Source organism: Muricoccus vinaceus (assembly GCF_042433125.1).
GTDB lineage: Bacteria > Pseudomonadota > Alphaproteobacteria > Acetobacterales > Acetobacteraceae > Roseomonas > Roseomonas vinacea.
Window position 1 is genome coordinate 56,728 of record NZ_JBHLVZ010000013.1, and the last position, 23,035, is coordinate 79,762.

The 23,035-nt window shown below is 73.0% G+C and carries 24 protein-coding genes; 13 read left to right on the top strand and 11 right to left on the bottom strand.

Annotated elements, in window-relative coordinates; all coding sequences use genetic code 11:
* Positions 1 to 28: 28 nt before the first annotated feature.
* The 6 genes from ACFFIC_RS09315 to ACFFIC_RS09340 are packed head-to-tail and all read right to left on the bottom strand — an operon-like array spanning position 29 to position 6,176.
* On the bottom strand, positions 29 to 937 hold the full coding sequence (locus tag ACFFIC_RS09315; RefSeq protein ID WP_377049898.1) for a glycoside hydrolase 5 family protein: 909 nt from the start codon (positions 935 to 937) through the stop codon (positions 29 to 31).
* Positions 934 to 1,719, bottom strand: coding sequence for a TIGR04290 family methyltransferase (locus tag ACFFIC_RS09320; protein WP_377049899.1), 786 nt, complete (start codon positions 1,717 to 1,719; stop codon positions 934 to 936). Before ACFFIC_RS09320 ends, ACFFIC_RS09315 begins: the two co-directional genes overlap by 4 nt.
* Positions 1,716 to 2,852, bottom strand: coding sequence for a CgeB family protein (locus tag ACFFIC_RS09325; RefSeq protein WP_377049900.1), 1,137 nt, complete (start codon positions 2,850 to 2,852; stop codon positions 1,716 to 1,718). The genes ACFFIC_RS09320 and ACFFIC_RS09325 overlap by 4 nt, the downstream gene beginning before the upstream one ends.
* Positions 2,849 to 3,976, bottom strand: a complete 1,128-nt coding sequence (locus ACFFIC_RS09330; RefSeq protein ID WP_377049901.1) for a glycosyltransferase family 4 protein — start codon at positions 3,974 to 3,976, stop codon at positions 2,849 to 2,851. The genes ACFFIC_RS09325 and ACFFIC_RS09330 overlap by 4 nt, the downstream gene beginning before the upstream one ends.
* Positions 3,973 to 5,064, bottom strand: a complete 1,092-nt coding sequence (locus ACFFIC_RS09335; RefSeq protein ID WP_377049902.1) for an SDR family NAD(P)-dependent oxidoreductase — start codon at positions 5,062 to 5,064, stop codon at positions 3,973 to 3,975. The genes ACFFIC_RS09330 and ACFFIC_RS09335 overlap by 4 nt, the downstream gene beginning before the upstream one ends.
* Complete coding sequence (locus tag ACFFIC_RS09340) at positions 5,061 to 6,176, bottom strand: NAD-dependent epimerase/dehydratase family protein (RefSeq protein ID WP_377049903.1); 1,116 nt, start codon at positions 6,174 to 6,176, stop codon at positions 5,061 to 5,063. The genes ACFFIC_RS09335 and ACFFIC_RS09340 overlap by 4 nt, the downstream gene beginning before the upstream one ends.
* Before the next feature lie 330 nt (positions 6,177 to 6,506).
* Between ACFFIC_RS09340 and ACFFIC_RS09345 the strand changes: the two genes are divergently transcribed.
* From ACFFIC_RS09345 to ACFFIC_RS09370, 6 genes are all read left to right on the top strand, one after another.
* Positions 6,507 to 7,580, top strand: coding sequence for an inositol-3-phosphate synthase (locus tag ACFFIC_RS09345; RefSeq protein ID WP_377049904.1), 1,074 nt, complete (start codon positions 6,507 to 6,509; stop codon positions 7,578 to 7,580).
* Between the two features lie 6 nt (positions 7,581 to 7,586).
* Entirely contained in the window at positions 7,587 to 8,186 is a 600-nt protein-coding gene (locus ACFFIC_RS09350) for a histidine phosphatase family protein (RefSeq protein WP_377049905.1), read from the top strand.
* On the top strand, positions 8,183 to 9,280 hold the full coding sequence (locus tag ACFFIC_RS09355; RefSeq protein ID WP_377049906.1) for a CgeB family protein: 1,098 nt from the start codon (positions 8,183 to 8,185) through the stop codon (positions 9,278 to 9,280). The genes ACFFIC_RS09350 and ACFFIC_RS09355 overlap by 4 nt, the downstream gene beginning before the upstream one ends.
* Positions 9,277 to 10,386: a CgeB family protein gene (locus tag ACFFIC_RS09360; RefSeq protein ID WP_377049907.1), complete on the top strand. Its 1,110-nt coding sequence runs from the start codon at positions 9,277 to 9,279 to the stop codon at positions 10,384 to 10,386. Before ACFFIC_RS09355 ends, ACFFIC_RS09360 begins: the two co-directional genes overlap by 4 nt.
* A gap of 33 nt (positions 10,387 to 10,419) precedes the next feature.
* The gene (locus tag ACFFIC_RS09365; RefSeq protein ID WP_377049908.1) at positions 10,420 to 12,162 is read left to right on the top strand and encodes a hypothetical protein; all 1,743 of its coding nucleotides are present in this window, start codon (positions 10,420 to 10,422) and stop codon (positions 12,160 to 12,162) included.
* An 89-nt stretch (positions 12,163 to 12,251) separates the two neighbouring features.
* On the top strand, positions 12,252 to 12,650 hold the full coding sequence (locus tag ACFFIC_RS09370; protein ID WP_377049909.1) for a hypothetical protein: 399 nt from the start codon (positions 12,252 to 12,254) through the stop codon (positions 12,648 to 12,650).
* Positions 12,651 to 12,723: 73 nt separating this feature from the next.
* Here ACFFIC_RS09370 and ACFFIC_RS09375 read toward each other — a convergent pair whose 3' ends face one another.
* Positions 12,724 to 13,680, bottom strand: a complete 957-nt coding sequence (locus ACFFIC_RS09375; protein WP_377049910.1) for an acetyl-CoA carboxylase carboxyltransferase subunit alpha — start codon at positions 13,678 to 13,680, stop codon at positions 12,724 to 12,726.
* Positions 13,681 to 13,880: 200 nt separating this feature from the next.
* Between ACFFIC_RS09375 and ACFFIC_RS09380 the strand changes: the two genes are divergently transcribed.
* Positions 13,881 to 14,882: a Bug family tripartite tricarboxylate transporter substrate binding protein gene (locus tag ACFFIC_RS09380; RefSeq protein ID WP_377049911.1), complete on the top strand. Its 1,002-nt coding sequence runs from the start codon at positions 13,881 to 13,883 to the stop codon at positions 14,880 to 14,882.
* 5 nt (positions 14,883 to 14,887) lie between these two features.
* Positions 14,888 to 15,634 carry an SDR family oxidoreductase gene (locus ACFFIC_RS09385; protein WP_377049912.1) on the top strand — a complete coding sequence of 249 codons (747 nt, stop codon included), beginning with the start codon at positions 14,888 to 14,890 and terminating at the stop codon, positions 15,632 to 15,634.
* Between the two features lie 37 nt (positions 15,635 to 15,671).
* Here the strand turns inward: ACFFIC_RS09385 and ACFFIC_RS09390 are convergent, their stop codons facing one another.
* The 3 genes from ACFFIC_RS09390 to ACFFIC_RS09400 all read right to left on the bottom strand — a co-directional run bounded on the left by ACFFIC_RS09390 (position 15,672) and on the right by ACFFIC_RS09400 (position 17,912).
* Positions 15,672 to 16,697, bottom strand: coding sequence for a zinc-binding alcohol dehydrogenase family protein (locus ACFFIC_RS09390; protein WP_377049913.1), 1,026 nt, complete (start codon positions 16,695 to 16,697; stop codon positions 15,672 to 15,674).
* A gap of 164 nt (positions 16,698 to 16,861) precedes the next feature.
* A complete protein-coding gene (locus tag ACFFIC_RS09395) occupies positions 16,862 to 17,752 on the bottom strand; it encodes a tyrosine recombinase (protein WP_377049914.1) in 891 nt (296 codons plus the stop codon).
* A 13-nt stretch (positions 17,753 to 17,765) separates the two neighbouring features.
* Complete coding sequence (locus ACFFIC_RS09400; RefSeq protein ID WP_377049915.1) at positions 17,766 to 17,912, bottom strand: hypothetical protein; 147 nt, start codon at positions 17,910 to 17,912, stop codon at positions 17,766 to 17,768.
* 109 nt (positions 17,913 to 18,021) lie between these two features.
* On the opposite strand from ACFFIC_RS09400, the gene aroB reads away from it, so the two are divergent.
* The 3 genes from aroB to ACFFIC_RS09415 are packed head-to-tail and all read left to right on the top strand — an operon-like array spanning position 18,022 to position 20,933.
* Positions 18,022 to 19,764, top strand: a complete 1,743-nt coding sequence (gene aroB / locus ACFFIC_RS09405) for a 3-dehydroquinate synthase (protein ID WP_377049916.1) — start codon at positions 18,022 to 18,024, stop codon at positions 19,762 to 19,764.
* Between the two features lie 3 nt (positions 19,765 to 19,767).
* Positions 19,768 to 20,328 (top strand): DinB family protein, encoded by a 561-nt coding sequence (locus ACFFIC_RS09410; RefSeq protein ID WP_377049917.1) that lies wholly within the window; start codon positions 19,768 to 19,770, stop codon positions 20,326 to 20,328.
* Between the two features lie 50 nt (positions 20,329 to 20,378).
* On the top strand, positions 20,379 to 20,933 hold the full coding sequence (locus ACFFIC_RS09415) for a DUF2889 domain-containing protein (RefSeq protein WP_377049918.1): 555 nt from the start codon (positions 20,379 to 20,381) through the stop codon (positions 20,931 to 20,933).
* Between the two features lie 6 nt (positions 20,934 to 20,939).
* Here ACFFIC_RS09415 and ACFFIC_RS09420 read toward each other — a convergent pair whose 3' ends face one another.
* Positions 20,940 to 21,269, bottom strand: a complete 330-nt coding sequence (locus ACFFIC_RS09420) for a BolA family protein (protein ID WP_377049919.1) — start codon at positions 21,267 to 21,269, stop codon at positions 20,940 to 20,942.
* A 108-nt stretch (positions 21,270 to 21,377) separates the two neighbouring features.
* On the opposite strand from ACFFIC_RS09420, the gene ACFFIC_RS09425 reads away from it, so the two are divergent.
* Together ACFFIC_RS09425 and cobS are read left to right on the top strand one after the other, a co-directional pair.
* Entirely contained in the window at positions 21,378 to 21,968 is a 591-nt protein-coding gene (locus tag ACFFIC_RS09425) for a J domain-containing protein (protein ID WP_377049920.1), read from the top strand.
* 49 nt (positions 21,969 to 22,017) lie between these two features.
* Complete coding sequence (gene cobS / locus ACFFIC_RS09430) at positions 22,018 to 23,034, top strand: cobaltochelatase subunit CobS (RefSeq protein ID WP_377049921.1); 1,017 nt, start codon at positions 22,018 to 22,020, stop codon at positions 23,032 to 23,034.
* The last annotated feature ends 1 nt before the right edge of the window (position 23,035 follow it).

Sequence of the window (23,035 nt, forward strand, 5' to 3'; positions counted from 1 at the left end):
CTGGTGTGTCATGGAGAAGAGCGGCCGTTCACGCCGCCACGGTGGCGTGCGCCGGCGCGTAGCGTCGCACCATGCTCGCGCAGAACTCCGCGAACTCGGCCGGCACCTGGGGTGGGCTGCTGTGGTGGGGGGCAAGGCCGCGGTGTTCGGGGGTGAAGCAGAAGGTGACGGTGACGTCGAAATCGGCCAGCGCCTCCATCTGGCGGTCGAACCAGTCGAGCGCGTTGGGGCGGAAGCTGTCGGCCCAGGACAGGCCGGTGCGGAGGTGGCGCACGCCGAGCCGCTTCATCCAGGCCACGGCGTCGTGCAGCCGGTGGTCCTCGAAGTGGAACCACTGGCAGAGGCCCATCTCCGGCGCGTGCTTGCCGAAGTGCTCGATCGAGGGCTTTGGCGAGCCGTCCTCGCGCAGCAGGCCCATGTAGAAGTGGCGGTAGTAGGAGGAGCCCTCGGCCTCGCGGTGGCGGGTGGTGGCGCCCCAGGCCTGCGGCAGGTCGTAGAGCGAATACCAGTGGATGCGCGGCGCCTTGCCGATCAGGAGTTCCGCGGTGCGGTTGAGGCCCCAGACCTGCACCTCCTCGGCGCCGAAGGTGGAGATGCCGACCTCGCTCACCCAGACGGGCTTGTCGGTCACCGCCCGGATCTCGTCGATCTTGGCCGGCCACTCGTCGATCTTCCAGAGGTTCCAGTCGAGCGGGAAGCCGTGCACGGCGACGATGTCGATCTCGTCCATCGCGCCACGCTCCTGCATGTTCACGATGAAGGCGGGATCGATGGGGGAGATGCCACCAAGCACCCGCGGCAGGTTCGGGTTGGCCTCGCGGATGGCGCGGCCGGCGAGGCGGGCGGTTTCCGCGAAGATGGCCCAGCCCGGATCGAGCTCGGGGTCCCAGTGGGACTTGTTGTTGGGCTCGTTCCAGATCATCGCGGCTTCGATCACGCGCGGCTCTCCTTCTTCACCGGTCCGGGCGCGGGATAGACGGCGCCGGCGCCCCAGGGAAGCTCCGCGCGCCGGCAGAGATAGACCTCCTGCTCGGGATGCTCGAGGATTGCGAAGCCAGCGGAGCGGAGCATGGCCTCCGACGCGGCCGCGTTCGGCACCCACCAGTTGGAGGGGTCGTTGGAGTAGCGCTTCTCGATGAAGTGCAGCCTGGGCCAGGCCGGATCGTCGAAGATCGCGGTTTCGGCGAAGGGGTAGTCGGGCTCGGGCGTCATCGCCTCGGTCGCGCCGCGCTGCATGGACTGGAACAGCAGCAGGTCGTCCGCGACGTGCTCGTGGATCAGGTCAAGCGCGAGCAGCGGGTGGCGGAGGTGGTAGAGCACGCCCATGAAGATCACGAGGTCGAAGCGCTCCCCCAGCGCGCCGACGTCGTAGACGGACAGGTTGCGGAACTCGGCGTCGAGCCCCGTCACCTCGGCGGCCAGGCGAGCCTGGGCGAGGTAACGCTCGTCGCTGTCGATGCCCAGCACGCGCGCGGCGCCGCGGCGCTTCATCTCCATGGAGTAGAAGCCGGCGTTGCAGCCGATGTCGAGCACGGTCTTGCCCGAAAGGTCGGCCGGGATGGCGTGGGCGAAGCGGCGGAACTTGTTGGCGGGATAGTCGTAGAGGAAGTGGTTCGGCGCGGTGCGGACGCCGCCGAGGTCGATGTTGTGGAACCAGTCTCCCAGGGCCTCGACCCGCGCGCGGATCTCCTCCTTGGAAAGCGCGGTGGTGGTGCTCATGGCGTGGGAGCCTCCATGCGTGCGGGGCCAAGGCTCCGGGTGGGGGCCGCGTCCAGCCGGGCGAGGATGCCCATCAGCTCGTCGACGCGGTGGGCGCAGCTGTGGCGGGCGCGGATGGTCTCGAGGCCGTGCTGCGCGAGGGAGCGGCGCAACGCGGGGTCGTCGCGCAGCGCCGCGAGGTGCCGCGCCATCTCCGCGCCGTTCTGCGCGAACAGGAAGTCCTCGCCCGGACGGAACAGGTGCTCGGCATCCTGCCAGGGGGCGGAAACCAGGGGGATGCCGCAGGCCAGCGCCTCGAAGACGCGGATGGTGGGGATGCCCGGCAGCAGGTTCACGTAGAAGCGGCGCGGCACGTGGACCGTGGCGAGGTGGCGGGCGAAGACCTCCGGCGCGCGGGCATTGGGCAGCCAGCCGAGATAACGCGCGCCGTGGCCCTCCAGCATGGCGAGCGCCTCGGCGGGATAGCGGACGCCGTAGATGTCGAGCGGCAGGGAGGCCTCGCGCGCGGGGCGGAAAAGGAAGTCCTCCAGCTCCGCCGTGCGCTCGCCGTCGCCCCAGTTGCCGATCCAGACCAGGCCCTCGCGCGGTTCCTCCTGCGCGGGCGGGTGGAACAGGCGCGTGTCGGCGGCCTCGTGCCAGGTGAAGACGCGATCGCCCCAGCCCCATCGGCGGTACACCTCCGACAGCGTTTCGCCGAAGGCGAGGATCGCGTCGTAGCCGTCGAGGTCGAAGGTGCGGATGGCCTCGGGGTCGGACACGGCGCGGTGGTGGGTGTCGTGAAACAGCAGGGTGAAGCGCGCGCCCTGGCGGCGCAGGCGGCCGATGGCGGCCACCAGCGCGGGCTCGTTCCACTCGTGCACGATCACGACATCGGCGCCCTCGAGCGCGGCCTCCATGCCGTCGTTGCCCGCGAAGGTGGCGGAGGACAATTCGGGGTAGTTGGCGCGATAGGCGTCCAGTCCGGCATCGCCGTGGTCGCGCAGCAGGTTCTCCAGGCTCCAGGCGCCCTCGGGCTCCAGCGCCCGCACGTCATGGCCACGGTGGATCATCTCGCGCAGCACGCCACGCAGGAAGTGCGCGTTGCCGTGGTTCCAGCAGGAGGCGAGGGAATGGGTGAGATAAACGAGCCTCACGCCGCGACGCTCCCGGCGACGAGCAGCGGGCGGTAGACGTCGAGCATGGCGCCGGCCATGGCCTCCACCGTGTAGCGGCCCGCGCGGCGGCGGGCGGCGGCGCCGAGGCGGGCGCGCTCCGCAGGATCGGCGGCGAGGCGGGCGATGGCTTCCGCGGCGGCGGCCTCGTCGCGCGGGGGGACATAGAGGGCGGCGCCCCCCCAGAGCTCGCGAAAGGTCGGGATGTCCGACAGCACCAGCGGGCAACCGGCCTGCGCGGCCTCCAGCACGGCCAGGCCGAAGGGCTCGTAGAGCGCGAGGGAGGCGTAGATGGGGCGCTGGGCGAGCAGGGCGGCGAGCGCCGGCTCGTCCAGGCGGCCAAGGAGGCGGAGGTTGCGGGGCTCGGCCCTGTCGCCGTTCGGGCCGCTGACGGGGCCGGCGGCGAGCACGGGAATCCCCAGCCGCGCGGCCGCACCGTCCAGCGTCTGGAGGTTCTTGCCCTTGTCCCAGAGGCGCCCCGCGGTGAGGACGAAGAGCGTGGAAGGCTCCGCCGGGGCGGCGCCCGCCGCGGCCAGGGCGCGGCGCCCGTTGTGCACGATCTTGGGGCGGCGCGGCAGGGCGTAGCGGCGCGCGGTGGCGTCGGCGAAGGCGCGGCTGGGTGTGACGAGGGCGGCGGCGGCCAGGCAGCCGCGGCGCATGAGGTCCGCGTGCCAGGCGAAGGCGGGTGGCAGCGGCCCGCCGCGCACGGCGTCCCACCAGGTGACCACGCAGGAGTGGGAGACGGCCACGACCGGCACCGGGAAGGCCACGCCCGCCGCATGGGCCGGGCTGTTCAGGTGAACGGCATCGACCCGGGCATCGCGCGCGATGCCGGCCAGGGCGTCGCCGGCGGCGCGCAGTTCGTCCGGCGCTTCGGCCAGCCAGTCGAGCGGCAGGCCGGTGGGCAGGATCTCCACGCCCGGGATGGCGGCGGCGCGGGCGAGCTGGTCAGGCTGCGGGGCGGGGCCGAGCAGGGCGAGGACGGGGGTGACGCCATGAGCCGCGAGGCCGGCCGCGAGGTCGAGCGTGTAAGGCCAGATGCCGCCCGCGGCATCGGCTGTCATCAGCAGGCGCGCGCCGCCACCATGCACGCCCTGGCGGGTCACGCCCCGGCGTGCTCGGGCGCGTGCTCCGGCGCGGCGCGCTCCTCGCGCAGCCAGCCGGCCAGCGCGGCCACGCCCTCGCGCCAGGGGCGGGCCGTGCGCAGGCCCAGTTCCCGCGCGGCGCGGGAGGTGTCGGAGACGTAGTAGCGCTGGTCGCCGGCGCGCCAGTCGGCGTAGCGGGTTTCCACCGGACGGCCCAACAGGTCGCCGATATGGGCGAGAAGCTGGCGCAGGCTGATGGCGTTGGCCGGGCCGCCGCCCAGGTTGAAGGCGCGGCCGGACACGGCGCCGATGCGGCGCCAGCAGGCGAGATAGGCATCCACCGCGTCGCCAACATCCATGACGTCGCGCACCTGGCAGCCGTCGCCGTAGATGGAGATGGGCTCGCCGCGCAGCGCGCGCAGGATGAAGTGGGCCACCCAGCCCTGGTCCTCCGTGCCCATCTGCCGCTGGCCGTAGATGCAGCTCATGCGCAGCACGGCGGTGGGCACGCCGAAGGAGCGGCCGAAGTCCAGCACGTACTGGTCTGCGGCGCCCTTGGAGCAGCCATAGGGCGTGTGGAAGTCGAGCGGCCGTTCCTCGCCGACGCCCCGGTCGCGAATGGCGCGGTCGCGCGGGGCATAGGCCTCGCCCAGCAGGTCGAGCGCGATGTCGCCGAGGTCGCCGTAAACCTTGTTGGTGCTGGCGAACACCAGCGGCACGCGGCCGCCGCGGCGGCGCAGCGCGTCCAGCAGGTTGAAGCTGGCGGCGAGGTTGATGTCGAAGTCCTCGCGCGGGTCCACGAGGCTGGTGGTGACCGCCACCTGGGCGGCGAGGTGGAACACGGCGGCGGCCTTGCCGGCGGCGGCGGCGAGGCTGTCCGCGTCACGCACGTCCGCGACGGTGGCGGAGATGCGGCGCGGGTGGCGCCGCTTCAGCCATTCGAGGTTGCTTTCCACGCCCGGGCGCGACAGCGCGTCGTAGATCAGGACGTCGTGCCCCTCCCCCGCGAGGCGGTCCGCGAGGTTGGAGCCGATGAAGCCGGCGCCGCCCGTCACCAGGATCGGCTGCGTGCCGGTGATCGCCGGCACATTCGGCATGGCGTCCGTCACGCGACCAGCCCCCGGAGCTCCAGCTCGTTCCGCGCCTGGCTCACCCGGTCGCGCGACTGCTGGCGGGCCACCCACTCGGCGAGCTCCGCGAGGTCGGCCGTGAAGTCGAGGTGCTGCGTCGCGTAGCCGAGTTCGTCACGCGCCTTGGTGATGTCGGGAATGTTGTGGCGGATGTCGCCGGCGCGCGTCTTGCCCGCGATTTCCGGCAGCAGGCCCGTGCGCCCCATGGCATTGGCGAGGTCCGCCGCCACGTCCTGCACCGTGCGGTCCACGCCGCTGGCGATGTTGAACACGCCGCCCGCCGCGCGCGGGTGGTCGAGCGCGAGCAGGAAGGCGCGCGCGACATCCTCCACATGCACGAAGTCGCGGCGCTGGAGGCCGTCCTCGAAGATCATCGGCGGCTGGTTGTTCTGCAGCCGGGCGGCGAAGATCGCGAGCACGCCGGTATAGGGATTGGAAAGCGCCTGCCCCGCGCCGTAGACATTCCAGAGGCGGAGCGCAACGCCCTCCATCCCGTAGGCGGGCGCCAGGGTGAGGGTGAGGCGTTCCTGCACGAACTTGGTGATGGCATAGACCGAGGCGAGGTTGGTGCGCTTCCACTCCGGCGTCGGCACGGGAACCAGCGGGCGGCCCTTGGCGTCCAGCGGGTCCCAGGGCGCGTCGGGCGTGAGGCGGGGCTGGCGCACCGCGTCCTCCACCAGCGCGCCGTCTGCGTCGCGGTACAGGCCCTCGCCGTAAACGCTCATCGAGGAGGCGACGACGACGCGCTTCACGGGGTTGTCGATGAGCTGCTGGAACAGCATCGCCGTTCCGCCGTCGTTCACCGAGACGTAGCGGTCGATCGCGTACATGCTCTGGCCGACCCCGACCTCGGCCGCGAGATGGACGACCTTGTCGATGCCGCGCAGCGCGCGCTTCACCGCATCGGCGTCGCGCACGTCGCCCTTGACCACCTCCACCTCGGAATCCAGCCCATCCGCACCGCGGTCGGCATGCACCTGCTCGATGAAGCTATCCAGCACGCGCACGTGGTCGCCGCGGTCCAGCAGCGCGCGCGACACATAGCGCCCGATGAAGCCCGCGCCCCCGGTGATCAGGATCGATTCCGCCAAGGTCCCCGCCCTCCCGCCTCAATCTGCCGCCGCCCGCGGAACCGGAAGGGCCCGGCGCGATCACCATTCCGGCTTGCGACGAAACGCCGGTCCCGGACTCGAATCGCGTTCCGCGGTGGAGCACGCATTCTCTTAACCGGTGCAACCTGTTTGAAGAAGGCACACGGGCGCATCACATTTTCTTGTAACACCGGGGCCACAACCATGCGCATCCTGGCATGGCGTTGAACGCTTGTTGCGGCGATAGGTAAGTTGAAGCGCGCGGCCATGCGGGCCCGCGGCGGAGAGGGAAGCCGATTTCTTGACAACCGTACAGCCGGGAACGGCTGCGTGAGCGCGCTGCGCGTCGCCATCGTGGGCGTGGGAAACTGTGCGTCCTCCTTCGTGCAGGGTCTGACCTTCTATCGCGAGGCACAGGCGAACGAGCCTGTGCCGGGACTGATGAACGTGGAGGTCGGCGGCTACCACGTGCGCGACATCGTGGTTTCCGCGGCCTTCGACGTGAACGCGGCCAAGGTGGGGCGCGACGTGGCGGAGGCGATCGGGGCGGCGCCGAACAACACGCATGTGTTCGCGCAAGTGCCGCCCTCGGGCATCCTGGTGAACCGCGGGCCGACGCTGGACGGGATCGGGCGCTATCTGAGTGCGGAGATCGCGGAATCGGAGGCGCCCGTCTCGGACGTGGCGGGCATCCTGGAGGCATCGCGCACGGACGTGGTGGTCTCCTACCTTCCCGTGGGATCCCAGCGCGCGACGGAGTTCTACGCGGAGCAGGCGCTGCGGGCGGGATGCGCCTTCGTGAACTGCATCCCGGTCTTCATCGCCTCCAACCCCGAATGGCGGAAGCGCTTCGAGGCCAGGGGCGTGCCGATCATCGGCGACGACATCAAGAGCCAGGTGGGCGCCACCATCGTGCACCGCGTGCTGGCCAACCTGTTCCGCGAGCGTGGCGTGCGGCTCGACCGGACCTATCAGCTCAACTTCGGCGGCAACGCCGACTTCCTGAACATGCTGGAGCGCGAGCGGCTGGAATCGAAGAAGATCTCCAAGACGCAGGCCGTGACCAGCCAGTTCGACGTGCCGCTCCCGGCCGAGAGCGTGCATGTGGGGCCGAGCGACCACGTGCCCTGGCTCACCGACCGCAAATGGGCGCAGATCCGGCTGGAGGGCACGGGCTTCGGCGGCATGCCGCTGAACCTGGAGCTGAAGCTGGAGGTCTGGGATTCGCCGAACTCGGCGGGGGTGGTGATCGACGCCGTGCGCTGCGCCAAGATCGCGCTGGATCGCGGGATCGGCGGCGCGCTGACCGGGCCTTCCAGCTATTTCATGAAGTCGCCCCCGCAGCAGTTCGACGACACGGAGGCGCGCGAGCGCACGCTGCGCTTCGTGGCCGGAGAGGGCTGAGTTGCGGTGGCCGCCACCGTGTTCCTGCTGCGCCACGCGGCGCATGCGCGCGTGTCCAGCACGCTCTGCGGCCGGATGCCGGGCGTGAGCCTGGGCGAGCAGGGGCGGCAGCAGGCACGGGCCCTGGCGGAGCGGCTTTCGGGCGAGGCGATCGAGGCGGTGTATTCCAGCCCGCTGGAACGTGCGCGGGAAACCGCCGGCCCCATCGCGCAGCGCCTGGGCCTCTCGCCTTTCGTCAGCGAGGCGGTGTCGGAGATCGACTTCGGGCGCTGGACCGGCCGCGACTTCGCGGCGCTGGAAGGCGACCCCGACTGGATCCGCTGGAACGCCGAGCGCGGCACGGCGCGGCCACCGGGCGGGGAAAGCATGGCCGAGGCCCAGGCGCGGGCGCTAGGCGGGATCGAGGCCATGCGCGCGGCCCATCCCGGGGGACGCATCGCGGTGGTCAGCCATTGCGACGTGATCAAGGCGGTGCTGGCCGGGTTCCTCGGCCTCTCGCTGGACGGAATCGGACGCTTCGAGATCCTGCCGGCCTCGGTCAGTGCGCTGGCCCTCTGGCCCGGCGGCGGAAAGGTGTTGAGCATGAACGAGACGCTTCGCGCATGAAGATCGCTTTCTACGGTTCGAGCCTCCTTTCCTCATACTGGAACGGGGCTGCGACCTATTACCGGGGCATGCTGCGCGACCTCGCCGCGCGCGGTCACAGCATCACCTTCTATGAGCCCGACGCCTTCGGCCGGCAGCAGAACCGCGACATCGAGCCGCCGCCCTGGGCGGAGGTGCGCGTCTACGATGCGACGGAGGCCGGGCTGCGCGCCGTGGTGGCGGAGGCCGCGCGCGCCGACGTGGTGGTGAAGGCCAGCGGCGTCGGCGTCTTCGACGACGAGCTGGTCACCGGCGTGATGGCGGCGGCGCGGCCAGAGGCGATCCGCATCTTCTGGGACGTGGACGCGCCGGCGACGCTGGCGGAGATCACGCCCGCGCCGGACCACGCGCTGCGCCGCGTCCTGCCCTCGCTCGACTTCGTGCTGACCTATGGCGGCGGTCCGCCGGTGATCGCGGCCTATGAGGGGCTGGGCGCGCGGCGCTGCATCCCGATCTACAACGCGCTGGACCCCGAGACGCACCACCCCGTCCCGGCCGACCCGCGCTTCGCGGCGGACCTGTCCTTTCTCGCGAACCGCCTGCCGGACCGCGAGGCGCGGGTGGAGGCCTTCTTCCTCGACGCCGCCGCGCGCCTGCCGGCGCGCTCCTTCCTGCTCGGCGGCAACGGGTGGGACGACAAGCCGATGGCGCCGAACGTGCGGCGCCTCGGGCATGTCGGCACGCGCGACCACAACGCCTTCAACACCTCGTCGCTCGCGGTGCTGAACGTGGCGCGGGACAGCATGGCCTCCACCGGCTACTCGCCGGCCACGCGCGTGTTCGAGGCCGCCGGCGCGGGCGCCTGCCTGATCACCGATGCCTGGGTGGGCCTCGACCTTTTCCTGCGCGAGGGAGAGGAGGTGCTGGTGGCGCGCGACGGGGCGGAGGTGGCCGAGCACCTGCGCTCGCTGACGCCGGAGCGGGCGCGGGCGATCGGCGAGGCGGCGCGGCGGCGCATCCTGGACGGGCACACTTACGCGCGGCGCGGCGCCGAGGTGGACGCGCTGCTGCGGCGCGAGGCGGCGCTGATCGCCGAGCAGGGCGTGCGCGCGTGAGCGCGGCGCCCCTGCGCGTGGTGGTGATCGGGCTCAGCCTGTCCTCCTCCTGGGGGAACGGGCACGCCACCACCTTCCGCGCGCTGCTCCAGGCCTTCGCCGCGCGCGGGCACGACGTGCTGTTCCTGGAGCGCGACGTGCCCTGGTACGCGGCGCACCGCGACCTTCCCTCCCCCGGGTTCTGCCGTCTGGCGCTCTACCGCGACCTGGCCGGGCTGGAGGAGTGGCGGAAGGAAATCGCGCGCGCGGACGCGGTGATCGTGGGCTCCTACGTGCCCGAGGGCGTGGCCGTCGGGCGCATGGTGCAGCAGACCGCGCGCGGCGCCACCGCCTTCTACGACATCGACACGCCGGTCACTCTCGCCAAGCTGGAGCGCGGGGACGAGGAATACCTCTCCCCCGCCATCATTCCCGGCTATGGCGTGTACCTGTCCTTCACGGGCGGGCCGACGCTGGACCGGCTGGAGCGGCAGTACGGATCGCCCGCGGCGCGGCAGCTCTACTGCTCCGTGGACGCGGAGTTCTACCGGCCGATGGACGTGCCGGCGCGGTGGGACCTCAGCTATCTCGGCACCTACAGCCCGGACCGCCAGCCGGTGCTGGAGCGGCTGCTGCTGGAACCGGCCCGGCGCGCGCCGGAACTGCGCTTCGCGGTGGCCGGGCCGCAATACCCCGATGGCATCGAGTGGCCGGCCAACGTGGAGCGGATCGACCACGTGCCGCCGGCGGACCACCCCGCCTTTTACGCCGCCAGCCGCTTCACGCTGAACGTCACCCGCGCGGACATGGTGCGGGCCGGCTACAGCCCCAGCGTGCGGTTGTTCGAGGCCGGGGCCTGCGGCGTGCCGATCATCTCCGACCGCTGGGACGGCATTGAAACGCTGCTGCGGCCGGGCGAGGAGATCATCCTGGCCGACGGCGCGGACGAGGTGCTGGCCGCCTTGCGGGAAATGCCGGAAGCCGGGCGCGCGGCCATGGGCCGGGCGCTGCGGGCGCGCGTGCTGGGCGAGCACACGGCGGCCCACCGCGCGGCGGAACTGGAAGCGCATCTCCGCGAGGCCGTGGCGCGCGCCGCCGGGCAGCCGGCCAGGGTCGGGGCGCTGTGAGGGCGCGCCGGCCGGCCTGAGGCCCGAGGCAGGGTGCTGGTCTATGGCGATGCGCCCCGGCGGGAGGACCCGCGCGACAAGCTCGGCGCGATCGGCGCCGCGCTGCGCGGGCTCCCCGCGGCGGCGCCGGGCATCGCGCGGCACCAGGGGCTGGTCGGCGCGCTGATCGAGGCGGGGGAGTTGGCCCAGGGGCTGGCCGACGCCGCCTTCGCGGAACGGGGGGAGGATGCGCCCTCGCCGGCGGCGGACGCCGCCATGGCACTGGTCACGGGCATCGCGGGGGCCGTGTGGGGCTCCTGGCAATCGGGCTTCGCGCGCCTCGGCCACCTTCCCGCGGCGGAGATCGCGGCGCCGCTTCCCCCGGTGGTTTCCAGCAAACGGGCGGAAGGCTTCGCGCATTACGCGGTGTACCCGGAGGCCTATGCGGCGGCTGCGGCGGCGCTGCCCCCGGGGCCTCTGCGGGTGATCGGCCTGCGCTCGATCGGCACCACGCTGGGCGGGATGGTGGCGGCCTCGCGCGCGGCGGGGCCGGCGGTGACGCTGCGGCCGGTGGGGCACCCCTTCCGGCGGGAACTGCGGCTTTCCCCCGAACTGGCCGGCAGCCTGCTGGCCGATCCCGCGGCCATCTTCGCCGTGGTCGATGAGGGGCCGGGACTGTCTGGCAGCAGCTTCGGGGCGGTGCTGGACACCCTGGCCGCGCACGGGGTGGCGGAAGGGCGGGTGCACCTGCTGCCGGGCCATGGCGGCGGGCCGGGGCCCCGGGCGGAGGCGGCGCAGCGGGCGCGCTGGGAGCGCGTCGCGCGCCATCCCGCCTCCTTCGAGCATCTTCTGCTCGGCCCCGGGGCACGGCTGCTCGGCTGGGCGGAGGGGCTGCTTGGCCCGGCGGAGACGCCGCTCGAGGACGTCTCCGGCGGGGGCTGGCGGCGGCTCCGGTTCAGGGATCCGGCGCGATGGCCGGCGGTGCACCCTTACCTGGAGCGGCGGAAGTTCCTGCACCGGGCGGGCGGGCAAACCTGGCTGCTGAAGTTCGTGGGGCTGGGGCGCCACGGGGCGGAGGCCGCCGCGCGGGCGCGGTTGCTGCGCGAGGCCGGCTTCGTGCCGGAGGTGGCGGGTCTGCTGCACGGCTTCCTGGCGGAGCGCTGGGAGGACCAGGCCCGGCCGCTCGACCCCGGCGGCTGCGACCGGGCTGCGCTGGTGGAACACCTCGCGCGCTACCTGGGATTTCGCGCGCGGCGGATGCCGGCGGGAGCGGCGGAAGGCGCCTCCCTCGGGACCCTGTGGGAAATGGCCCGGCACAATGCCGCGGAGGCGCTGGGCGACGCCACGGCAGGGCGGCTGGACGCCTGGCGGCCACGCCTTCCCGGGCTGGAAAGGCTGGTGCGGCGGGTCTGGACGGACAACCGGATGCAGCCATGGGAGTGGCTGGTGCTGCCCGGGGGCGGGCTGCTGAAGGCGGATGCGGCGGACCACGCGGCGGCGCATGACCTTGTGGGCTGTCAGGACATTGCCTGGGACGTGGCCGGGGCGGCGGTGGAGCTGAGGCTGACCCGGGCGGAGCGCGACCGTCTCCGCGCGGGGATGGGCGGGGTGGATGCGGCGCTGCTGCGCTTCATGTCCGCCTGTTACCCGGCCTTCCAGCTCGGGCTGAACAGCATGGCGGCGGATGCCTGGGGCGGGGGCGAGGAGGCGGCGCGGGCGCGGGCCGCGGCCGGGCGCTACGCGGAAGCCCTGGAAAGGGCGCTGGACGAGGGAGAGGCACCTCACGACGCCGTCTGAGGGCGAAACCGTTTCGCTCCCTGGCCCTGTCGAGGAACCGCGCCGGTGACGCCGCGTTACCTTGGCAACGCAGAGGAGGCAGCAGCGCCATGCCCGCAATGTCCGCACGGATCGGTTTTCGCCTCGCCGCGCTTCTGACGGCCCTCGGCACGGCCGCCGCCTGCGCGCCGGTGGGGCCCGGGCCTTACCAGGCGCAGGCCACCAACGCGGCCTATGCCTGCCAGCAGGGCATCACGCAGGCCTGTTACGACTACCAGGCGGTGGCCCCCGCGGCGAACGCGGAAGCCTACCAGGAACAGCAGAACGCGCAGGTGGGCACGGCGGTCGCGGCGGGGCTGCTCGGGGCCGTGGCGGGCGCGGCCATCGTGGGCAGCACGCGGGACCGGGGCTACCGCGGACGGGGCCATTACGGACCGCGGCGTGGCTATGACCGCGGGTACTACGGCCGCGGGCACTACGACCGCGGCCATTACCGCGGCTACCGCTGAACCGCGGCGCGGGTTCCTCCCCGGGAACGCCGGGAAACCAGGGGCGAGCGGCGGGCCGGGCGCGGTGCGCCCCTCACATCACGCCGGTCCGGCCCATTTCCAGGAACTTTTCGCGCCGGCGGGCGCGGAGCGTGGCGCCGTCCAGCGCCAGCAGGGGCGCGAGACAGGACTCGATGCGCTGCCCCACGGCGGCCACGGCGGTTGCCGGCTCGCGGTGGGCGCCGCCCATGGGCTCGGGGATGACCCCGTCCACCAGGTTCAGGCGCTTGAGGTCCTCGGCGGTCAGGCGGAAGGCCTCGGCGGCGGCGGGGGCCTGGGCCGCGTCGCGCCAGAGGATGCTGGCGCCGCCCTCGGGGCTGATGACGCTGTAGATGGAGTGCTCCAGCATCAGCACGCGGTCGGCGGCCGCGATGGCGATGGCGCCGCCGGAGCCGCCTTCCCCGATGATGGTGGCGACGAAGGGCACGGGGGCGTCGAGGCAGGCCTCGATCGAGCGGGCGATGGCCTCGGCCTGGCCGCGCGCCTCGGCCTCCACGCCCGGGAAGGCGCCGGCGGTGTCCACGAAGGACAGGATGGGCAGGTTGAAGCGCCCGGCCAGCTCGATCAGGCGGCGGGCCTTGCGGTAGCCCTCCGGGCGCGGGCTGCCGAAGTTGTGCCGGATGCGGCTGTCGGTGTCCGAGCCCTTCTCGATGCCCAGCACCATGACGGACTGGCCGCGGAAATGGCCGAGGCCGCCGACCATGGCCTGGTCGTCCGCGAAGGCGCGGTCGCCGGCGAGCGGCGTGAAGTCCTCGATCAGCCCGGCGATGTAGGCCAGGCATTTCGGCCGGTCCGGATGGCGCGCGACCTGGGCCTTCTGCCAGGGGGTGAGCTTGGCATAGGTGGCGGCGAGCAGCTTCTCGGCCTTGTCGCGGAGCTTGCCGATCTCTTCGGCCACGTCGATGCCGCCCGCATCGGTGGTGCGGCGCAGCTCCTCGATCTGGCCTTCCAGCTCGGCGATCGGTTTCTCGAATTCGAGGAAATGACGCATCCAGGGGTCCGGCAGAGTGGGGCCTTGGGGGGCGGGGGGGAATTAGCGCAGGGGCGGGGGCGGCGCCAGGGTTGGCGATTCCCGGCGCGGAGGGCCGAAATCCGGGCCCGGGGCCCGAATGCGGGTTCAACCAGGGCGCCGAACCGATCTAGGCTTCGCGCAATCCCGCCGGAAACACGGAGGGGAAAGGGAGAAACGTCATGGCCACCATCACCCGGCGCCGCGCCGCGCTGTTCGGCGCCGCCCTGGCGGGCGCCGCGCTGCCCCTGCCCCGCCTCGCCCGCGCCCAGGGCACCTATCCCGACCGCCCGATCCGCGTCGTGGTGCCCTTCCCGGCCGGCGGCACCACGGACATGCTCGCCCGCCTCTTCGCCCAGCGCATGACCGAGGGGATGGGTCAGGCGGTGGTGGTGGAGAACCGGGGCGGCGCGGGCGGCTCGCTCGGCGCCGACGTGGTGGCCAAGGCGGCGCCGGACGGGCACACGCTGCTGTTCCACAACCTCACCTTCAGCTCGACCACGGTGGCGCTGCAGCTCGCGAACCGGGCGCCGCACGACATCGAGCGGGACTTCGCGCCGGTCTCGCTCGCGGCCAACGTGCCCATGCTGCTGGTGGCCTCCGCCACCGTGCCGGCGAAGGACCTGCGGGAGTTCGTGGCCTTCGCCCGGGCCTCGGGGCAGGCCGGGCTGTTCTACGGCTCCACCGGGCCCGGCAGCATCATGAACCTGGCGGGCGAGGTGCTGAAGCGGGACGCCGGGATCACGATGGAGCACGTGCCCTTCCGCGGCGCCGCACCCCTGGTGCAGGAGATGGTGGCCGGGCGCATCCAGTTCGGCGGCGACCAGCTTTCCACCGCGCTCGGCCATGTGCGCGCGGGGTCGCTCAAACCCATGGCGACGCTGGCCGCGCAGCGCTCCGCCGCGCTGCCCGAGGTGCCGACGGTGCGCGAGCAGGGCTTCCCCAACATGGAGCTGCGCGGCTGGAACGGCTTCTTCGCCCCGGCCCGCACGCCGGACGCGGTGATCGCCCGGCTGCACCGCGAGATCGCGGCCGCCGCCGCCCATCCGGAGGTGCGCCGCCGCATGGCCGAGGTGGGGGCCGAGCCCGTCGGCTCCTCCCCCGCCGAACTCCGGGAGGCCGTGGGCCAGCAGGTGGCCCAGGTGCGGCCCCTGGTGGCAGAGTTGCGGCTGCAGGTGGAGTAGGCCGCATGGCGGGCGTGGTTCTGGTGACGGGTTCGGGGCGCGGCATTGGGGCCGCGACCGCAAGGCTGGCGGCGCGGCGCGGCCATGCGGTGTTCGTGAACTACGCCGAGCGCGAGGACCGCGCCCGCGCCGTGGTGGAGGAGATCCGCGCCCGCGGCGGCCGCGCCGCGATGGGGCGGGCCGACGTGTCGCGGGAGGACGAGGTGGAGGCGATGTTCGCCGCCGTCGACCGGGAGCTGGGGCCGCTGACGGGGCTGGTGAACAACGCCGGCATCACCGGCCCCGCGACGCGGCTGGAGGGCTACGATGCCGCCACCATCCGGCGCGTCCTGGATGTCAGCGTGGTCGGCACCATGCTCTGCACCCGGCAGGCCGCGCGGCGGATGTCCACGAAGCATGGCGGCGGCGGGGGGTCGATCGTGAACCTGTCCTCGGTCGCCGCCACGATCGGGGGCGCGGGGCAGTGGACCGCCTATGCGGCGGCCAAGGGCGCGGTGAACAGCCTCACGGTCGGCCTGTCGCGCGAACTGGCGCCGGAGGGCATCCGGGTGAACGCCCTGCTGCCCGGGCTGATCAACACGGAGATCCACGCCGCCGCCGGGCTGGGCGACCGGCTGGCCCAGCTCGCGCCCAGCGTGCCGGCCGGGCGGATCGGCACGGCGGAGGAATGCGCGGAAGCCATCGTGTGGCTGCTTTCGGGCGAGGCCGCCTATCTGACGGGGGCATTGATCCCCGTCGCCGGGGGGCGCTGACCGCGCCCACCCCGCCCCCGCGCGCCCTGCCCGTGCGCTAGGTTTCGGCGCCGAAGCCCTCCAGCACGATCTTGCCGCGCACCGTCCCGCTCTCGACCGCGGCATGGGCGCGCAGGAGGTTCGCGGCATTGAGCGGGCCGAAGTTCGCGGCCATCGTGGTGCGCAGCGTGCCGGCGTCCAGCATGCGGCTGACCTCCGCCAGCAGCCGGTGCTGCTCCTCCATGTCGGGGGTGTGGTGCATGGGGCGGGCGAACATGAACTCCCAGTGCAGGGAGGCCGCCTTGCTCTTCAGCATCCGCACGTCCGGCGGGTTCTTCGGGTCGTCGATCAGACAGACCGCGCCCTGCGGCGCCAGGATCTCGCAGATCGCGGGCCAGTGCGCCTCGCTGTGCGTGGTGGCGAAGACGTAGCGGACGGGCACGCCCAGGGTCCCGGCCTGGGCCGCGAGGTCGCCGCCGTGGTCCAGCACGTCATGGGCGCCCATCCCGCGCACCCACTCCATGGTCTCGGGCCGGCTGGCCGTGGCCACCACGCGCAGCCCGGTGAGCCTGCGGGCGAGCTGCACGGCGATGGAGCCGACACCGCCGGCGCCGCCGATGATCAGCACGGCCTCCCTCCGGGGCGCCGTGTCGCGCGGGATGCCCAGGCGGTCGAACAGCGCCTCCCAGGCGGTGATGGCGGTCAGGGGCACGGCGGCGGCCTCGGCGAAGGAAAGCGTCGCGGGCTTGGGGCCGGCGATGCGCTCGTCCACCAGGTGAAGCTCGGCATCCGTGCCGGGGCGGGTGATGTCGCCCGCGTAGAACACCGCGTCGCCCGGGCGGAACAGGACGGCCTCCGGCCCGGCGGCGCGCACCACCCCGGCGGCGTCGAAGCCGAGCAGCCTCGGCGTGCCGTCCGGTGCACCGCGCATGCGGACCTTGGTGTCCACGGGGTTCACCGAGACGGCGCGCACCTCCACCAGCAGGTCGCGCCCGGTGGGGGCGGGGGGATCGGGCAGGGTCATGTCCCGCAGCGCGGCGGGGTCGGTGGAGGGCAGGCTGCTGGTGAAGGCGACGGCTCGCATGGGCGGGTTCCCTGTCAGGCGCCCGGACGGTGGATCCGCGGCGCGGCGTTGAACATCGGTGCCGGTGCTGAAACACCGCCACCGCGTGATCGGCAACCCGCCTCCGACTTCCCCGCCCCTGCGGCCGGTCCGGGCCCGCCCCGGGCAGCGGTGGAAGGCGCCGCTCAGGCCCGGGCGAGCGGGTGATGCGCCTCGACCAGGGCGCGCAGCCGTTCCTCCAGCACCTGGGTGTAGATCTGGGTGGTGGCGATGTCGGCGTGGCCGAGCAGAACCTGGAGCGTCCGGAGGTCCGCGCCGCGGCCGAGCAGGTGGGAGGCGAAGGAGTGGCGGAGCACGTGGGGCGAGACCCGCTCCGGCTCGATCCCCGCCTGAAGCGCGGCTTCCTCCAGCAGGTTGTTCAGGGTCTGCCGCGTGAGGTGCCCCGAGGCCCCGCGGGAGGGAAACAGCCAGCGGGAGGTTTCATGCCCCTTCGCGCCGGCCCGGGCGGCGAGCGCCGCGGCGCGGGCGCGGGCGCTGATCGGAACCAGGCGTTCCTTGCCGCCCTTGCCGCGCACGACGACCAGGGGGGAGTCCTCCCGCAGCGCCGTGGCCGGCAGCTCCACCAGCTCGCTGGCGCGCAGGCCGGAGCAGTAGAGAAGCTCGCAGACCGCGACGGCGAGGGGCGCGCGGCGCTCGGGCAGGCGCCCGGCGGCGGCGATCAGGCGCTCCACCTCCTCCTCCCGCAGGGGATGGGGAAGGAGGGCGGACTTGGCCGGGCTGTCCAGGGCCTCGGTCGGGTCGTCGGCGCGGATGCCTTCGCGCGCCAGGAAGCGGTGGAACTGCCGCAGCGCCGAAAGGCGGCGGGCAGCGGTGCGGGGGGAAAGGCCGGCATCGGTGAGGCCCGCGATGTAGCCGGACAGGGTGTCCGCGCTCATCGCCTCCGGCCCTTCGCCCGCGCGGCGGGCGGCGAAGCCGGTGGCCTCCTCCAGGTCGGCGCGGTAGGCGGCGATGGTGTTGCGGGCGGCGCCGCGCTCGGCCACCAGCATCTCGAGAAAGGCTTCCAGGTGGCGGTTCACGCCGGAGGCCGCCTCAGCGGGGAGCGAATCGCTCGTTGGGCAGCACGCGCTCGACGGGCTGCTGCTTCACGCCGGGCGGGAAGGCGCCGATGGCAAGCAGGGCCGCGAGAACCAGGGCGACCAGCAGCAGGATCACCAGCAGGATGGGGCGTCGGAGCATCAGGTGATCGGCTTCCCCAGGGTCGGCATCTCAGTCGGCATCTCGGTCGGCATCTCGGCGCGGTCCGCGCGGACGACGCGGCGGCGGGGTTGTGCTAGCGTCGCGCGCCGTGTCACGCAACCTCGCCGATCCCCTCCTCGCCCCGCCGGACCCCGCCGCGGCAGCCGAGCCACTCCCCGCCCCCGCCGGCCCGCCGCCGGGGGCGGGCCCGTCCCTCCCCGGGCCCACCCGCAGCATCGTGCTGGTGGGCATGCCGGGCGCCGGAAAATCGGCCATCGGCAAGCGCCTGGCGGCGCGGCTTGGCCTGCCCTTCCTGGATGCCGACACGGAGATCGAGAACGCCGCCGGCATGACGGTGGCCGAGATCTTCTCGCGCTACGGCGAGGCGCATTTCCGAGACGGCGAGCGCCGCGTGATCAACCGCATCGCGGCCGGCCCGCCCGTGGTGCTGGCCACGGGGGGCGGCGCCTATGCCGATGCCCGCACCCGCCGCGCGCTGCGTGAATCCGGCGCCGTGACGCTGTGGCTGCGCGCCGACATCCCCGTGCTCAAGCGCCGGATCATCGGGCGCAGCAACCGCCCGTTGTTCATCGGGCGCGACCCGGAGGAGGTGCTGCGGGGGCTGATGGCGGCGCGCTACCCCTTCTACGCCGAGGCCGACCTCGCGCTCGACTGCGGGGAGGACACGCCGGAGGTCACGACGCTGCGGGTGGAGCGCGCCATCCTGGGCTGGCAGCGGCCGGCGCGGCTGCCGGTCGCGCTGTCCACCGGCGCCTACGAGGTGGTGGTGGGCGCGGGGCTGCTGGCCCGGGCGGGCGGGCTGCTGGCGCCGCACCTGCCGTCCCGCCGGGTGGCGGTGGTGTCGGATGCTTCCGTCGCCGCGCTGCACCTGCCCACCCTTCGCGCCGGGCTGACGGAAGGCGGCTTCGACATCCGGGCCGAGGTGCTGGTGCCGCCGGGCGAGGGCTCCAAGCGGATGTCCATGCTGGAGGAGGTGCTGGAAGGGCTGCTGGCCGGCGGCGCCGACCGGGGCACCGCCGTGATCGCGCTGGGCGGCGGCGTGGTGGGCGACCTGGCGGGCTTCGCCGCCGCCGTTGCCCTGCGCGGCCTGCCTTTCGTGCAGGTGCCGACCACGCTGCTGGCCCAGGTGGACAGCTCGGTGGGCGGCAAGACCGGCGTGAACCTTTCGGCCGGCAAGAACCTGGCCGGCGCCTTCCACCAGCCGCGCATCGTGCTGGCCGACACCGACACGCTGGGCACCCTGCCCCCGCGGGAGCTGCGCGCGGGCTGGGGGGAGGTGGCCAAGCACGGTCTGCTCCAGGGCCCGCTCTGGGAATGGTGCGAGGCGCGGGGCCCGGCCGCCATGGCGGGCGATGCCGAGGCGCTGCGCCACGCCGTGCTGGAATCCTGCCGCCTCAAGGCCGGGGTGGTGGTGGCCGACGAGCGGGAGGAGGCACCCGAGGGCGGCCGCGCCCTGCTCAACCTCGGCCACACCTTCGCCCATGCCCTGGAGGCCGAGTGCGGCTACGACGGCACGCTGCTGCACGGGGAAGCGGTGGGGGTCGGCCTCGGCCTCGCCGCCGCGCTTTCCGCGCGGCTCGGCCATTGCTCGCAGGAATGGCCGGGACGGGTGATGGAGCACCTGGCCTCCGTGGGCCTGCCGGCCCGGCTGCGCGACCTGCCGCGCCCCTTCTCGGCGGAGGCGCTGGTCGGGCGGATGAGGAAGGACAAGAAGGTGCGTGACGGCGCCATGCGCTTCGTGCTGATGCGCGGCGCCGGGGATGTGTTCACCACCGCCGAGGCGCCGCCCGAGGCCGTGATGGCCCTGCTGCGGGACGAGGGCGCGGGCTGAGGGATGAGTGGGCCCCAGCCCTACCGGGCCATGGCCCACAACAATGCCTGGGCCAACCACCGGCTGCTCTCGGCCTGCGCCGCGCTGCCGCAGGAGGCGTTCACGGCGCCGCGGGTGGGGTTCTTCCCCACGCTGCGCGCGACTCTGAACCACATCCTGGTGATCGACCGCTTCTACCTGGACGCGATGGAGGGCGGGACGCTGGGGCCGGCGGCCTGGGCCGACCCGGAACCTTGCGGCACGGTGGAGGCGCTGCGGGACGCGCAGGCGGCGGTGGACCGGCGGCTGATCGCGGTGGTGGCGGGGCTGGACGCCGCGGGGCTGGCGCGCGCGGTTTCCGTGCACCGTGGCTCGCGGGTGCAGCGGGAGCGGATGGACCGGCTGCTCCTGCACCTGTTCCAGCACCAGGTGCATCACCGGGGGCAGGCGCACGCGATGCTGAGCGGCACGGACGTCGCGCCGCCGCAGCTCGACGAGTTCTTCGCCACCGAGGAGGCGGGGCTGCGGGCGGGGGAGTTCGCGGATCTGGGATGGACGGAGGAGACGGTCTGGGGCGGCGGCTGAGGCCCGCCTCCTGGCCGCGGGCGGCCCGGCCCCCTATCTTGCATCGCACCATGCCCCTGACCGAACCCGCCGAGCGGGAACCCCTGCACCGGCGCGACATCACCATGCACGGCTACCGCCGCGCCGACGGCCTCTTCGACATCGAGGGGCATCTGGTGGACACCAAGTCCTATCCCTTCGCCAACCTGGACCGCGGCACCATCGCGCCGGGGGAGGCGCTGCACGGCATGTGGCTCCGCCTGACGGTGGACGAGGACCTGGTGATCACGGCCTGCGAGGCCGCCACCGACTTCTCGCCCTATGCCATCTGCCCGATGGCCGCGCCGAACTTCGCGGCGCTGGCGGGGGTGCGGATCGGGCCGGGCTTCACCCGCGCGGTGAAGGAGAAGGTGGGGGGCTCGCTGGGATGCACCCACCTGCGGGAGATGCTGGCCCAGATGGCCACCGTTGCCTTCCAGACGATCTATCCCGTGCGCCGCAAGCGGGAGATGGACGACCCGGCCGCGGCGGATGCCGCGCGGGCGCGCATGGTCGGCACCTGCCTCGCCTATGCCCCGGACAGCCCGATCGTGACGGAGCGCTGGGGCAAGGCGGAGCCGGGCTGAGGCGCCCTACCCTTCCCCGGGCGCCCGGAGCTCCAGGGCCAGGGCGTGCATGCCGCCGCCGAACTCGCCCTCCAGCGCCGCATGGACGGCGCGCGAGCGGGCGAGGCGCGTCATGCCCGCGAAGCCCGGCGCCACCACCCGCACGGCGAAATGGGTCTCGCCCCCCGGCCGGGCGCCGGCATGGCCGGCATGAAGGGCGCTGTCGTCGCGCACCACCACCTCCGCCCCCGGGAAGGCGTGCAGCAGGGTCGCGCGCAGCCGGTCGGCGCGCGACAGGCCGGGGGAATCCGGGGCCGCGCCCACCTGTGATGCCGCGTCGGGTGCTCGTGAGGTCATGGGTCGGTATCGCGCATATCAAGAGGCTTTTCCATGCCTTGGCCGCTTGGGTGGGGCCGCTTTTCCTGCCTTGCCCCTGCGGACGGCTGCGATCATAAGGTCCACATCATGGCCCGACGCGGCGCAGCGCCCTCCCGATCCACCGTTCCTCCCGGCACCTCGGCGCGCCACTGCGACGCGCCCGGCTGCGAGGCCATGGGTGAGTTCCGCGCCCCGCGGGACCGGTCACGCCTGCGCGACTACTATCACTTCTGCCTGGAGCATGTCCGCGCCTACAACCAGGCCTGGGACTTCTACCGCGGCATGAGCCCGGAGGAGATCGAGCAGAACCTGCGCGACGATTCCGGCTGGCAGCGCCCCACCTGGCCCCTTGGCCGATTGGGCGCGCAGGCCCATGTCGGGCCTGAAGCGATGCGTGACCCGCTTGGCCTCTTCGCCGACACCAAGCCGACGCCGAAGAAGACCGCGCGCGAGGCCCCGCCGGAGCTTCGCGCCGCGCTCGACGTTCTGGGCCTCGGCTGGCCGGTGGACGAAACCGGGCTGCGCGCGCGATACAAGGAACTCGCCAAGCGTTACCATCCGGACGCCAATGGCGGCGACAAGTCTTCCGAGGAGCGGCTGAAGGATATCAACCGCGCCTACAGCCTCATCCGCAAGCGCCTCGCGACGCTTGCACAGCAGCCGAGCCAGGCGGCCTGAATCCCAGGGGCACGCCGGCCATCACCTTCTCACGGAATCGAACCCGCCCATGAACAAGGTCGCCAGCATCGCCGAGAGCCGTCCCGCCGCCTCGCCCACCGGCACGATCGACACGCCCGACGTGCAGGTCTCGGTCCGCGAGGCCTTCGGGATCGAGAGCGACATGATGGTGCCGGGCTTCTCCGTCCGGATGGACCACGTGCCGGAGGTGGACGACACCTACCGCTTCGACCGCGACACCACCCTCGCGATCCTGGCGGGCTTCGCCTTCAACCGCCGCGTGATGGTCCAGGGCTATCACGGCACGGGCAAGTCCACCCACATCGAGCAGGTGGCGGCGCGGCTGAACTGGCCCTGCCTCCGCGTGAACCTCGACAGCCACATCTCCCGCATCGACCTCGTCGGCAAGGACGCGATCGTGCTGAAGGACGGCAAGCAGGTGACCGAGTTCAAGGAAGGCATCCTTCCCTGGGCGCTGCAGCACCCCTGCGCCATGGTGTTCGACGAGTACGACGCCGGCCGCCCGGACGTGATGTTCGTGATCCAGCGCGTGCTGGAGGTCGAGGGCAAGCTGACCCTGCTGGACCAGAACCGCGTGATCCGCCCGCACCCGGCCTTCCGCCTCTTCGCCACCGCCAACACGGTGGGCCTGGGCGACACGACCGGCCTCTATCACGGCACCCAGCAGATCAATCAGGGCCAGATGGACCGCTGGAACATCGTGGCCACCCTGAACTACCTGCCGCACGCGCAGGAGACGGGGATCGTCATGGCCAAGCTCGCCGTGGCCGAGAGCGACACCAAAGGCCGCAAGCAGATCGAGGCCATGGTGGCGCTGGCGGACCTCACCCGCGCCGGCTTCATCGCGGGCGACATCTCCACCGTCATGTCCCCGCGCACGGTCATCACCTGGGCCGAGAACGCGAAGATCTTCGGCGATGTGGGCTTCGCCTTCCGCCTGACCTTCCTCAACAAGTGCGACGAGGCCGAGCGCTCCACCGTTGCCGAGTACTACCAGCGCTGCTTCAACGAGGAGATCCCGACGGGTCTCTACGTGAAGCGGTAAG

Bases quoted from the DNA above. Each gene is read 5' to 3' on its own strand.
- ACFFIC_RS09385 (WP_377049912.1), top strand. From the start codon at position 14,888: ATGGCGGGCGTGGTTCTGGTGACGGGTTCGGGGCGCGGCATTGGGGCC.
- ACFFIC_RS09420 (WP_377049919.1), bottom strand. From the start codon at position 21,269: ATGACCTCACGAGCACCCGACGCGGCATCACAGGTGGGCGCGGCCCCG.
- ACFFIC_RS09425 (WP_377049920.1), top strand. From the start codon at position 21,378: ATGGCCCGACGCGGCGCAGCGCCCTCCCGATCCACCGTTCCTCCCGGC.
- ACFFIC_RS09370 (WP_377049909.1), top strand. From the start codon at position 12,252: ATGCCCGCAATGTCCGCACGGATCGGTTTTCGCCTCGCCGCGCTTCTG.
- ACFFIC_RS09400 (WP_377049915.1), bottom strand. From the start codon at position 17,912: ATGCTCCGACGCCCCATCCTGCTGGTGATCCTGCTGCTGGTCGCCCTG.
- ACFFIC_RS09415 (WP_377049918.1), top strand. From the start codon at position 20,379: ATGCCCCTGACCGAACCCGCCGAGCGGGAACCCCTGCACCGGCGCGAC.
- ACFFIC_RS09390 (WP_377049913.1), bottom strand. From the start codon at position 16,697: ATGCGAGCCGTCGCCTTCACCAGCAGCCTGCCCTCCACCGACCCCGCC.
- ACFFIC_RS09375 (WP_377049910.1), bottom strand. From the start codon at position 13,680: ATGCGTCATTTCCTCGAATTCGAGAAACCGATCGCCGAGCTGGAAGGC.
- ACFFIC_RS09355 (WP_377049906.1), top strand. From the start codon at position 8,183: ATGAAGATCGCTTTCTACGGTTCGAGCCTCCTTTCCTCATACTGGAAC.
- cobS (WP_377049921.1), top strand. From the start codon at position 22,018: ATGAACAAGGTCGCCAGCATCGCCGAGAGCCGTCCCGCCGCCTCGCCC.
- ACFFIC_RS09320 (WP_377049899.1), bottom strand. From the start codon at position 1,719: ATGAGCACCACCACCGCGCTTTCCAAGGAGGAGATCCGCGCGCGGGTC.
- ACFFIC_RS09380 (WP_377049911.1), top strand. From the start codon at position 13,881: ATGGCCACCATCACCCGGCGCCGCGCCGCGCTGTTCGGCGCCGCCCTG.
- ACFFIC_RS09410 (WP_377049917.1), top strand. From the start codon at position 19,768: ATGAGTGGGCCCCAGCCCTACCGGGCCATGGCCCACAACAATGCCTGG.